The following is a 10,640-nucleotide window of genomic DNA, read 5'->3' on the forward strand; positions in this document are numbered from 1 at the left end:
GCCAATTGAGCTGGATCATCAGCGTCTCGTTCGTTGTTTCAGGTGGACGGCAAGGCGCAGGAGTTCGCGGGCGAGGCGGGGTACAGCTGTTCTGACGATGTGTTGGGCGGCGTGACCCTGGCCAAGCATGGGGCGGGGTTGTTTCAGACGTACAAATTCATTGTCGAGCAGGCACTGGCGGACGGCAGCCTGGTGCAAGTGTTGCAACCGTTTGGCGGCCGCTCGCGGCCGTTTACCTTGCTGTATCCCCATGGCCGGTATCTGCCGCATCGGGCGCGGGCCTTCGTGGATTTCCTGTTGGCGCATCGGCAGGAGTGGGGCACAGCCTGACGCCAGGCGTGCCCCCGCACAGGTCAGCTGCCCTGAGGCGTTTCCCCGCGCTTGAGCCGTGCATTGATGTCGTCAATCACCGCCGGCAGATCCACAATCGTGTCGATCAGGTAATGCGGGCGTGAACCTTCGAACATCTGCCCGATACGCGTGCGTTCCTCGGCAAGCTTCTCAGCCGGCAGTGCCTTGAATTGCTCATAGGTCAGGCCCAGCGCATTCCCGGAACAGGTCAGCGCGACGGTCCACATGCCCGCGCTGCGCCCTTCGAGAATGCCCGGCCAGGTGTCATCGACCTTGACGCAGGCCGCAACGTCGCTGATACCCAGCGCGATCACGTTGGCCAAGGCTTGCGCCGGGTGCGGGCGCCCATTGGGCACTTCATCGGTGGCCACCACATGGTCGGCGACGTAGCCGTTGTGCCGAGCCAGCTCCACCACTTTGGCCATGACCACCTTCGGATAGCCGGAGCACGAACCGACTTTCAGGCCTTTGTCGCGCAGTGCCGCAATCGCTTCCAGGGCGCCGGGGATCACGGCAGAGTGCAGTGCAATCTTCTCGATTTGCAGCGGCATGAAGCGTTCATACAAAGCGGTGACGTCCTCGTCGGTGGGCAGGCGCTCAAACACCGCGCGGTAACGCTCGGCAATCTGCGGCTGGTTGCACAGCGTGCGGATGTGGTCCCACTTGCCCATGCCCATCGGGCCGCGCGCTTCCTCAAGCGACACGGCCACGCCAAATTCGGCGAACGCTTCGACAAAGATTTGGGTGGGGGCGAACGAGCCGAAATCGACGACGGTGCCCGCCCAGTCGAGGACGACGGCTTGCAGTTGAGTCGGTTGTTGGTAATGCATGGTCAATCTCCAGTTTTCGGGTACAGGGGGGCCGTCCCCTTCGCGTGCGCAGGGTAGGCCTGTCGGTGGTTGAAAGTTGTCAGTGGGTCGGCGTTGGGCTTGAGTCAAACAGTTCTGCGATCATCGGCCGGTTTCGACGAATGCCCAGGCAACACAGGTGGTAATCAATCGAAAACGGGTGATTCACAAAGGTGATCGGCGTGGTGCCTGGGGTTTCGGCGTATTCGACGGCCGATACAAAGCCGATGCCGATGCCCTTGGCGATGGCGTGCACGATGGCTTCGCGGCTGTTGAGCTGCATCACGCAGTTCAACGCGACGCCCAGGCGCTTGCAGCTTTCTTCAACCAGTTGACGGGTGCGTGAGCTTTTTTCGCGCATCACCCATTTTTCCTGGCTGATCTGCTCCACATGCACCTCTTTCTGGCTGGCCCAGGGATGGTCGTCGCGCACCACCGCAATGATTGGGTAGCGGTGATACAGCTGCGTGTCGAAGCGCTGGTCGAATTCGGACAGCGCCAGGATCGCCACGTCGATGTCAAAATTGAACAGCCGGTCCAGGGTCTCTTTTTCCGGGGAGAACGAGGTCTCCAGTTCGATGTCCGGATGGCGCTGCATCAACTCGTACGTCAGGTTCATCGCAATCGGCGGCGACACCGCGCCCAGGCGCAGCATCCCGAGCTTGCGTTGCTTAAAACTCTGCAGCAATTGCACGGCTTCATCCTCTTGCCCGAACAGGCCCTGGGTGATCGCATACAGTTGGTGGCCGGCGGCGCTCATTTCGATATAGCGGCCGCGCCGATGGAACAACTCCACGCTGAACTTCCTTTCCAGGGCATTGACCTGCTCGCTGACCGTCGGCTGGCCGACGCTCAGGAACTCGGCGGCGAGGGTGAAACTGCCGGTCTTCGCCACCGCATGAAAGGAACGCAGCCACTTGTGGTACTGGTACATGAAGAGGTCCTGTTGCTGGATCAGCGTCGGATGAACAGCGCGACCGCCGCACTGCTCAGGCAGGCAGTCGTCACCACGAGAAAGATCAGCGACGTGTTGCCGGTACTGTCGAGCATACTGCCGATCAGCGGTTCCGCCAGCCCGGCGAACAGGTAGGACGAGAAGTTCATCACACCGGTGGCGGTCCCGGCGCGCTTGGCACCGACCAGGTCCGGGCACAGCGCCCAGAAACTCGACGCTGGCCCATACACGAAGAACCCGCACAGAAACAACGCGACCAGGCCGATGGCGCTGTGGGTCGGCAACACCCACATCCACAGGCTGGTGGCGGCGCCGAGAACCATGTAGAGCATGATCGCCAGGTAGCGTTTGGAACCGAACAGCTTGTCGGAAACCCAGCCGTTGCTCAGAGCGCCGATCGCCATGCCGACGGGCAGGGCGACGGTGATCCATTTCGGGTCGACCAGGCTGTCGCCGGTTTTCCAGTTGGCGCCCAGGAAGTGCACCGGCACCCACACAATCAAGCCGTAACGCGCAGCGTTCTGAAACCCCAGGGACACGGCCGCGATGATCAGGCGAGCATTTTTCAGCACCGCTTTGTAGCGCTGCACCGAGGTCTCGACTTCGCCGTGGGCGACCTCATGGTTCCTGTCTTCGGCATTCGCCACGCCGGTGTCGGCGAGCGGTTCGAAGCCCATGTCCTGCGGCCGTTCACGCGCCACCAGGTAAAAGATGATGCCGCCGGCGAGCATCAGCAGCACCGGCAGGCGGAATATCCAGCGCCATTCCAGTTGCAGCACTTCGAGCACCACAATCGACATCACGTAAGACAGGATCGAGGCGCACCCGGCGGCAAACACGTAGAAGCCATAGACCTTGCCGCGCTCGCCGGCGCTCCACCAGTTGGAGATCAGGCGGCTGCCCGGTGCCCAGCCCAGCGCCTGGAAATAACCGTTGATGCCCCACGGCAGGATCAGGCTGGCGAAGCCGCCGGCAAAACTGGTCACCCAGTTGGCGGCGCACGACAGCACCGCGCCGAGGGTCATGATGCGCCGGCCGCCGAACTTGTCGGCCAGGTTGCCGTTGATGGCCTGGCCGATGGCATAGGCCCAGAGCATGGCGGCCGACGCCCAGCCAAGGGTTTCCTTGCTCAGGCCGAACTCGGCCTGGATGCCTGGGATGGCGAAACCGAAGGTTTGTCGGCCGGTGTAGAAAAACAGGTAGCAGAACATCGCTGCCAGCAGCATTCGCCACTGGGCCACTCGAAAGGACGCGGTATGCACGGTGAGGCCAGGCAAGGCTTGGGCACGGTTCATGATCTTTTCCTTTTTTATTGTTCGTTCCCGTCGATAGGCGTCGGCGGGTGCACGCTTGCGCAGGTGCGGCAGGAAATCGTCGCGGCTGGCGGTACGGGGCGCAGCGGTTGGCTTCAGGCGGCGTGGGCGCCGATGAAGTTCTTGCCGCGTGCGCCCTGCATCGCGAAGGTGATCATGGCTTCGGCCTTGGAAGCAGTTACACCGTAGTCGGCAAACTCGGTCTTCACCTCAAGGCTGTGCAGGAAATCGCGCAGCCGGGCCTGGGCTTGCAGCAGGTCGCTGCCGAAGATCCGTTGCAGGGTTCGATCACGTGCGGCATCGCGCCCCCATGCCAGGCCCAGTACCAGCGGCAGCGTGAAGGAGCAGGCAATTCCATGGGGCAGGCCGTAGTGCAGGGTCATTTCATAGGAGATGGAATGCGCCAGCGCGGTCTTGGTGTTGGAGAACGCCAACCCGGCCTTGAGGGCGGCCAGGGCCATGCGCGAACGCAGCTCCGGGTTGGACAGGTCACGCCGCAACAGGGGCAGGCATTCGAGGATGTCTTCGATGGCCGAGATGGCGAACGTGTCCGAGATCGGGTTGGCGTTGATGTTCCAGATCGACTCCAGCGCATGGGACAAGGCGTCCAGCCCGGTTGACACGGTGACACCGGCAGGCACGGTGAGCATCAACTGCGGGTCGATGATTGCCACCGACGGCCAGGTGCACGCCAGGTGCAGGGAGTATTTTTTCAGGCTCGCCGAGTCCCAGATGGTTGCCCATGGCGTGACTTCACTGCCGGTGCCCGCCGTGGTGGGGGCGGCGATCAGCACCTTGCTGCGCGCCGGAGTGAAGGGTTGGCCGGTCGCGAGCAAGGCGAGCAGCTCATCGAAACGCCCGGATTCAGTGCCTACAATCAGCGCCTTGGCGGTGTCGATGGCACTGCCGCCGCCGACGGCGACCACCACCTCGCACTCGCCGGCTTGCTCCCAGAAACGTTCATAGGTACTGCGCAATTGCGCCACGTCGGGGTTCGGTTGCACGTCTTCGATGATGTGCACCAGGCGGTCACCGAGCAGGTCCTGAATGCGGGCCACCAGCCCCAGGCCGCGGGCTTCGGGAAACGTCACCAGCGCCACGGTCTGGCCTTGGGTGATGTCGGCAAGCGCTAGAAGGCTGCCCCAGCCGAAACGGGTGTCGACGGGGTTGTGGAATCGGGCAGTCATGGCGGGTCCTTTGTTTTTGTTGTTGGAAGTGGCCCCATAGTCGGGGCGCTGCAACAAAGGCTCAAATCGATAATTCGCAGGCGCGCATCGGCTGGACCGATAACAGGTTGGGCCCGTCGGGATTCAGCGGACGCTTGGCTCGACGCTGGCCGCGAGGACGTCCCACGTAAGCAGTATCTGGGTGATCGCCGCATCGATGGCCGCCAGCGGGCTGTTATCCCGCGCGAGGATCGAAACCCCCTGCAAAAAGCCGTCAAACACGGTTGCCATCGCCACGACATCAAGCGTGTTCGGCAACTGGCTCGCCCGCACGCCGCGCTCAACGCACGCCACCATCCCCGCCCGCGTGCGAAGGCGCGAGTGCGTCAACGCATCCGCCACCCGCGCGTTTTCCGGGCTGGGTGCGCTCATGACGCCCAGCGTGACCATGCAGCCCTTGGGATGGGCGGTGTCGCACTGCATGCGCGCCGACTGGCGCAGTGCGGTTTCAATTGCCTGGCGCGGCGGCAGGCTGTCGTCCCACAGGCATTCGGTGACCTGGGCGTAGGTCGCCAGGTAACGCTGCACGCATTCGTCGAACAGCGCCTCTTTGGAGCCGAATGCGGCGTAAAAGCTCGGCGCAGAAATGCCGCCGCCCAAGCCGGCCTTGAGCTGGGCGAGGGAGGTGGCGTCATAACCGTGCTGCCAGAACAGGTGCATGGCCTGTTCCACAGCCTGGTCACGGTCGAAATTACGCGGGCGACCCATTTGTGCCATGAGAAGGGCTCCTGTGGAAAACGAGATAAATACTAGTCGATACATAAGTCGTTGACAACGCAGGGTGCGCGCCTGCAACATTTATATCGATCAGTATTTAAGTCGCTCAAGGAGCCTCCCGTGACCCCTTCACTCAGCATCCCAGCCTCATCCGACCGCTTGCCCATCGGCGCGTTACTCGCGTTGGCCATGACCGGTTTCATTTGCATCGTCACCGAAACCCTGCCCGCCGGGTTGCTGCCGTTGATCAGCGAAGGCCTGGCGATTTCGCCGTCGATGGCCGGGCAGATGGTCACGGCCTATGCGTTGGGCTCGGTGCTGGCGGTCATTCCCATGACCCTCGCGACCCGTGGCTGGCGCCGGCGCAATGTGCTGCTGCTGACCATCGTCGGTTTCCTGCTGTTCAACTCCATCACCGCGCTGTCGTCTCATTACGGCGTGACGTTGGTCGCGCGCTTTTTTGCCGGTGTCGCCGCCGGGTTGGCCTGGAGCCTGCTGGCCGGTTACGCCCGGCGCATGGTCGCGCCGCATCAACAGGGCAGGGCGCTGGCGCTGGCGATGGTCGGTACGCCGATTGCGCTGTCCCTCGGCGTGCCGTTGGGCACGTGGCTGGGTGGCCTGTTGGGCTGGCGCACCACGTTCGGCTTGATGTCGGCGCTGACGTTGGTGCTGATCGCCTGGGTGCTGGTGAAGGTCCCGGATTACCCGCCACAGGCGGCGCATCAGCGTGTGTCGCTGGGCACAGTGCTGACCACGCCCGGTGTGCGGCCAGTGCTGGCGGTGGTGATCAGCTGGATGCTGGCGCACAACATTTTGTACACCTACATCGCGCCGTTTTTGCAGTCGGCCGGGTTGGAGAACCGCGTGGACGTGGTGTTGCTGGTGTTCGGGGTGGCTGCCTTGGCGGGGATCTGGCTGACGGCCAAGCTGGTCGAGCCGCTGTTGCGCAAGACCGTATTGGTGAGCCTGTTGACGTTTGCAGGTGTCTCGCTGGTGTTTGGCTTTTGGGCGAATGTGCCGGCGGTAATCTACCTCGGCGTGGCCGTGTGGGGGCTGAGTTTTGGCGGCGCGGCAACCTTGTTGCAAACCGCCCTGGCGGACGCCGCTGGCGACGGCGCCGATGTGGCGTTATCACTGAATGTGGTGGCCTGGAACAGCGCGATTGCCGCCAGCGGTGTGGTCGGCGGGGTGCTGCTGGATAGCTGGGGCGTCGTTGCCTTTCCGTGGGCGATGCTGGTGTTGGTGGTCGTGGCATTCGGGATTGCCTGGGGCGCGCAGGCCCATGGCTTCAAACCGGGCGCCCGTGAGGCAGGAAAACCGCTCGCGGCTGGGCACTAATGTGACTTGTCCCGGTCAATAACCCTCGCAATATCATTCACTTGGCTCCGTTCGCCGGAGCCTTTCGCTTTACTCCCTTTCAAAGAAGTCATTCATGCACCTGCGCAACATTGCAGTCGGGCTGTCGGCCCTTGTTTTGCTCTCCACCGGGGCCGTCGCCCGTAGCCTGCCGGACGTCTACTCCCCGCAGGAAAAGCGCCTTTCATTCGACAGCTGCGCCGACCTGTTCCCGGCCTCCACGCCCATCAACACCGCCACCGTGCCCGCCACCATGAAACCCATGGCCCTGTGCTCGGACAATTTTGCGGTGCTTTATTCACAAACCAGCAAGACCCCTCTGGTGGTGGTTGAACGCCTGAACGCGGCGCAGTTGAAAGACGCCAAAGGCGAAGAGCGCACCAACCAGTTCTACGCTGACCCGCGCATTCCCAAAGGCGCGCGCGCCGAGTTGAGCGACTACCGCGCCCAGCACCCGGCCATGGACCGTGGTCACCAATCCCCCGCCGCTGATGCCCCAAGCGCGAATGCCATGGCCCAGTCGTTCGCGCTGTCGAACATGGTGCCGCAAGACCCCACCAACAACCGCAAGATCTGGAGCAAGGTCGAGGCCGACGTGCGCAAGTTTGCCGTGCGCGCCGGCGGCGATGTGTTCGTGTTCACCGGGCCGTTGTTTGACGCGGGCTACGGCACCATCGGCAACAACAACGTATGGGTGCCGACGCGCCTGTACAAGCTGGTGTATGACGCTTCGTCCAAACGCGCCTGGGCCTACGTGCTGCCCAACGCAGAAACCCGTATCGAAAGGCCGATGGACTACGAGACGTTCGTGAAGACGACCGGGCTCAAGTTGCTCGGTAATCTGCCGGTTACCGGGTCGATTGGTCGGACGTGATCGGCTGCGGCCGGTCCAGCTGGCGCTTGAGGGTGTAGACCGCTACACCCACCGCCAAAATGCCTGACACCGCGCCGACCACCAGCGCCCAGCGCGGGCCCAGGTGGTCGGCGACCCAGCCGACAATCGGCGCACCGATCGGCGTGCCGCCCAGCGCGACCGCAACCCGCAAGGCGATCACCCGGCCGCGCATGGCGGGCTCGGTGGTCAACTGCATCAGGCTGTTGGTGGTGTTGCTGAACGTCATCGCACCCACGCCGATGATCACCAGCGCGATGGCGAACGTCCAATAGTTCGGTGCCAGGGCCGCCAGCGTGCAGCCGACTCCAAACACGGCGGCACCTATCAGCAGCGACTTGAACTGCGGCCGCTCACTGCCGGCGGCGATCAGCGCGCCGGCGATGGTGCCGATCGCCAGGGTGGAGGTCAGCAACCCGTAGCCGCGCGCATCGGCATGGAACACGCTGACGGCCATGGTCGAGATGAAAATCGGGAAGTTCATCCCAAAGGTGCCGATCAGGAACAGCATCAGCAGGATCGCTTTCAAGTCCGGCCGCGCCCACACGTAGCGAATCCCTTCGGTGAGGCTGCCTTTGGTGCGCAGCGCCCGCACCTTGATGGCTTGGCCCGAGACGCGCAGGAAGAATAACGACGCCAGCACCGCGAAGAAACTGGAGCCATTGAGCAGGAAAGCCCAGCCGGTGCCGACCGAGGCGATGGTCACGCCGGCCACTGCCGGGCCGATCATGCGTGCCATGTTGAACGAGGTGGAATTGAGCGCGATGGCGTTGGACAAGTCCTTCTCGCCCACCAGTTCGGCGACGAAAATCTGCCGCACCGGCGCATCGAACGCCGAGGCGCAGCCGGACAGGAACGCAAACACGTACACGTGCCACAGCTCGACGAAGCCGGTGATGGTGAACACCCCCAGCGTCAACGCCAGCAGGCCCATGACCGCCTGTGTGACGATCAGCAGTTTGCGCTGGTCGTAGTGGTCCGCCGCAAACCCGGTCCACGGCAACAACAGCAGTTGCGGCCCGAATTGCAACGCCATGACGATACCGACGGCCGCTGCGTTATGCGGGGTGAGCTGGGTGAGTACCAACCAGTCCTGGGCGGTGCGCTGCATCCAGGTGCCGACGTTGGACACCAGCGCGCCGGCTGCCCAGATGCGGTAGTTGGGGCTGCGCAGGGAGCGGAACGTGCCGAGGAAACTCATGTCGGTTTTACGCCCCCCTGTTGTCGAGCAAACCGATTATGGCCTGCGCCGTGCCCGATTCGCCGAGCTTGGGGAATACGTGTTGCAGGCTGTAGGCGTGGGCTTCGGGGTTGGCGTCGGTCATGGCGTCGACGGCCAGGGTTACGTTGAAGCCCAATTCATACGCCTGGCGTGCGGTGGCTTCGACACCCGTGCCGGTGGCCACGCCGGTGACCACCACCTGGGTCACGCCGAGTGCCTTCAAACGCGCCTCAAGATCGGTGTTGGCGAACGCGCCCCAGCTGCGCTTGGTCACCAGAAGGTCGGCGGGCTGCTGATTGAGTTCAGGGATCAGGTCCGCCCAACCCGCTGGCAAATCAGCGCTGCGCCGTGGCCGCTCGGTGCGTCCCGGCGCAAACCCCGTGACATTGACCAGCACCACCGGCAGGCCGCGTTCGCGGAAGGCGTCGAGCAGCGCGCGGGTGCGCTGCACCACCTCGCCAATCGCATGAATGAAGGGGTAACCGATAATGCCGTGTTGCAGGTCCACGATGATCAGGGCAGTTGTTGCATCCAGCGAGGTGACAGCCATGCTATTTCCTCAATCGGGTCATTCAATAATCGGCGAGACGCTCCAGCAATTTCACCGCTGCGGCGAGTTCGTCTTGTTCCTGGGGCGAGAGTTGTTCTTGCAGCGCGCGCAGCAGCCAATCGTCTTTGGCTGCGCGGCTTTCGGTCAGGTGCTTGCGGAACGTGGGGGTCAGTTCGATCAGCGTTTGCCGGCCATCCGTGGGGTCTGGCTTGCCGCTGACCGCCTGCATCACCTCCAGCCCGGCGACGGTGATACGCATCGACTGCGGGCGCACGCTTTCGGCGCGGGCGAGGGCAGACACGGTGGTCGGGCCGTCGCGGTCCAGGCGCAGCAGCACGGACTTTTGCGCGGAGGTGAAATCGTCAGGGTGGGTCTGTTCGCGCAGGCGGCGGATCAGCTTGCCCAGGGAGATGCGCAGTTCGGCGGCCAAGGGGGCGGCGCAGTGGGAGGCGGCAGGTGTGGGCGTGTTGTTCATGCCGGAACGTTAGCAGTCGCGCAGGAAAACTGTACAGTTTTGCTGTATTAAATTTTTTTCATAAACGGCCTTGAAGGTCGGTCGGCCAATAAACGCAAAGCTCGCGCGCCCTGGGTTTATACTGCCCGGCCTCGCAATCAAGCCTTTTCAACTGAACCGAGATACTTCATGAGCAGTTCCCTCTCCCTGACGCCCGCGCGCAAACCCCTTGCGCCGCTGGTGGCGTTAATCGTGCTGGTGCTTGGCGCCGTGTTCCTGCAAAACAGCGTCGGCTCGCGCCAGGTGTTGTTGCTGGTGGTCGGCGCCGCACTGGGCTTGACCCTCTACCACGCCGCGTTTGGTTTCACCTCGGCCTGGCGGGTGTTCATCAATGATCGCCGTGGCGCCGGCCTGCGCGCGCAGATGGTGATGCTGGCGGTGGCGGTGCTGCTGTTCTTCCCGGCGCTGGGGGCGGGCACGTTGTTCGGGCAGCCGGTGGTCGGGCTGGTGGCGCCCGCCGGGGTTTCCGTGGTGTTCGGTGCGTTCATTTTCGGCATTGGCATGCAGCTGGGCGGCGGCTGTGCGTCGGGCACGCTGTTCACCGTGGGCGGCGGCAACGCACGCATGCTGGTGACGTTGCTGTTCTTCATCTGCGGCTCGTTGATCGCCACCCACCACGTGGATTGGTGGTTTGCGCTGCCGGCGTTCCCGGCCGTTTCTATCGTCAAGAGTTTTGGCGTGGTGCCGGCGCTGGCC

The 10,640-nt window shown here is 63.4% G+C and carries 11 protein-coding genes and 1 pseudogene; 4 read left to right on the top strand and 8 right to left on the bottom strand.

The features are described from left to right. Positions 1 to 33 precede the first annotated feature (33 nt). Positions 34 to 330 (top strand): annotated as a pseudogene (locus WBB95_RS27635) (LysR substrate-binding domain-containing protein); the annotation flags it as partial. 23 nt (positions 331 to 353) lie between these two features. Here WBB95_RS27635 and phnX read toward each other — a convergent pair. From phnX to WBB95_RS27660, 5 genes are all read right to left on the bottom strand, one after another. Then, positions 354 to 1,181, bottom strand: coding sequence for a phosphonoacetaldehyde hydrolase (gene phnX / locus WBB95_RS27640; protein ID WP_424490457.1), 828 nt, complete (start codon positions 1,179 to 1,181; stop codon positions 354 to 356). Between the two features lie 79 nt (positions 1,182 to 1,260). Next, a complete protein-coding gene (locus WBB95_RS27645) occupies positions 1,261 to 2,133 on the bottom strand; it encodes a LysR substrate-binding domain-containing protein (RefSeq protein ID WP_424490458.1) in 873 nt (290 codons plus the stop codon). Between the two features lie 20 nt (positions 2,134 to 2,153). Next, complete coding sequence (locus WBB95_RS27650; protein WP_424490459.1) at positions 2,154 to 3,449, bottom strand: MFS transporter; 1,296 nt, start codon at positions 3,447 to 3,449, stop codon at positions 2,154 to 2,156. Positions 3,450 to 3,562: 113 nt separating this feature from the next. Continuing rightward, on the bottom strand, positions 3,563 to 4,654 hold the full coding sequence (psrA, locus tag WBB95_RS27655) for an iron-containing alcohol dehydrogenase PsrA (protein ID WP_424490460.1): 1,092 nt from the start codon (positions 4,652 to 4,654) through the stop codon (positions 3,563 to 3,565). A gap of 123 nt (positions 4,655 to 4,777) precedes the next feature. After that, a complete protein-coding gene (locus tag WBB95_RS27660) occupies positions 4,778 to 5,410 on the bottom strand; it encodes a TetR/AcrR family transcriptional regulator (protein WP_424490461.1) in 633 nt (210 codons plus the stop codon). A 120-nt stretch (positions 5,411 to 5,530) separates the two neighbouring features. Between WBB95_RS27660 and WBB95_RS27665 the strand changes: the two genes are divergently transcribed. Together WBB95_RS27665 and WBB95_RS27670 are read left to right on the top strand one after the other, a co-directional pair. Further along, complete coding sequence (locus tag WBB95_RS27665) at positions 5,531 to 6,748, top strand: MFS transporter (protein ID WP_424490462.1); 1,218 nt, start codon at positions 5,531 to 5,533, stop codon at positions 6,746 to 6,748. A gap of 94 nt (positions 6,749 to 6,842) precedes the next feature. After that, positions 6,843 to 7,640: a DNA/RNA non-specific endonuclease gene (locus WBB95_RS27670; RefSeq protein WP_424490463.1), complete on the top strand. Its 798-nt coding sequence runs from the start codon at positions 6,843 to 6,845 to the stop codon at positions 7,638 to 7,640. Here the strand turns inward: WBB95_RS27670 and WBB95_RS27675 are convergent. The 3 genes from WBB95_RS27675 to WBB95_RS27685 are packed head-to-tail and all read right to left on the bottom strand — an operon-like array spanning position 7,615 to position 9,905. Next, the gene (locus tag WBB95_RS27675; RefSeq protein ID WP_424490464.1) at positions 7,615 to 8,859 is read right to left on the bottom strand and encodes an MFS transporter; all 1,245 of its coding nucleotides are present in this window, start codon (positions 8,857 to 8,859) and stop codon (positions 7,615 to 7,617) included. The two genes, WBB95_RS27670 and WBB95_RS27675, sit on opposite strands and share 26 nt — an antisense overlap. A 7-nt stretch (positions 8,860 to 8,866) precedes the next feature. Continuing rightward, positions 8,867 to 9,430 (bottom strand): isochorismatase family protein, encoded by a 564-nt coding sequence (locus tag WBB95_RS27680; RefSeq protein WP_424490465.1) that lies wholly within the window; start codon positions 9,428 to 9,430, stop codon positions 8,867 to 8,869. 22 nt (positions 9,431 to 9,452) lie between these two features. Next, positions 9,453 to 9,905: a MarR family winged helix-turn-helix transcriptional regulator gene (locus tag WBB95_RS27685; RefSeq protein ID WP_424490466.1), complete on the bottom strand. Its 453-nt coding sequence runs from the start codon at positions 9,903 to 9,905 to the stop codon at positions 9,453 to 9,455. A 168-nt stretch (positions 9,906 to 10,073) separates the two neighbouring features. On the opposite strand from WBB95_RS27685, the gene WBB95_RS27690 reads away from it, so the two are divergent. Next, on the top strand, positions 10,074 to 10,640 hold a 567-nt coding region (locus WBB95_RS27690; protein ID WP_424490467.1), incomplete at its 3' end, for a YeeE/YedE thiosulfate transporter family protein.

Source organism: Pseudomonas sp., assembly GCF_049645325.1.
Lineage (GTDB): Bacteria > Pseudomonadota > Gammaproteobacteria > Pseudomonadales > Pseudomonadaceae > Aquipseudomonas.

Bases quoted from the DNA above. Each gene is read 5' to 3' on its own strand.
- WBB95_RS27660 (WP_424490461.1), bottom strand. From the start codon at position 5,410: ATGGCACAAATGGGTCGCCCGCGTAATTTCGACCGTGACCAGGCTGTG.
- WBB95_RS27645 (WP_424490458.1), bottom strand. From the start codon at position 2,133: ATGTACCAGTACCACAAGTGGCTGCGTTCCTTTCATGCGGTGGCGAAG.
- psrA (WP_424490460.1), bottom strand. From the start codon at position 4,654: ATGACTGCCCGATTCCACAACCCCGTCGACACCCGTTTCGGCTGGGGC.
- WBB95_RS27670 (WP_424490463.1), top strand. From the start codon at position 6,843: ATGCACCTGCGCAACATTGCAGTCGGGCTGTCGGCCCTTGTTTTGCTC.
- phnX (WP_424490457.1), bottom strand. From the start codon at position 1,181: ATGCATTACCAACAACCGACTCAACTGCAAGCCGTCGTCCTCGACTGG.
- WBB95_RS27680 (WP_424490465.1), bottom strand. From the start codon at position 9,430: ATGGCTGTCACCTCGCTGGATGCAACAACTGCCCTGATCATCGTGGAC.
- WBB95_RS27685 (WP_424490466.1), bottom strand. From the start codon at position 9,905: ATGAACAACACGCCCACACCTGCCGCCTCCCACTGCGCCGCCCCCTTG.
- WBB95_RS27650 (WP_424490459.1), bottom strand. From the start codon at position 3,449: ATGAACCGTGCCCAAGCCTTGCCTGGCCTCACCGTGCATACCGCGTCC.
- WBB95_RS27675 (WP_424490464.1), bottom strand. From the start codon at position 8,859: ATGAGTTTCCTCGGCACGTTCCGCTCCCTGCGCAGCCCCAACTACCGC.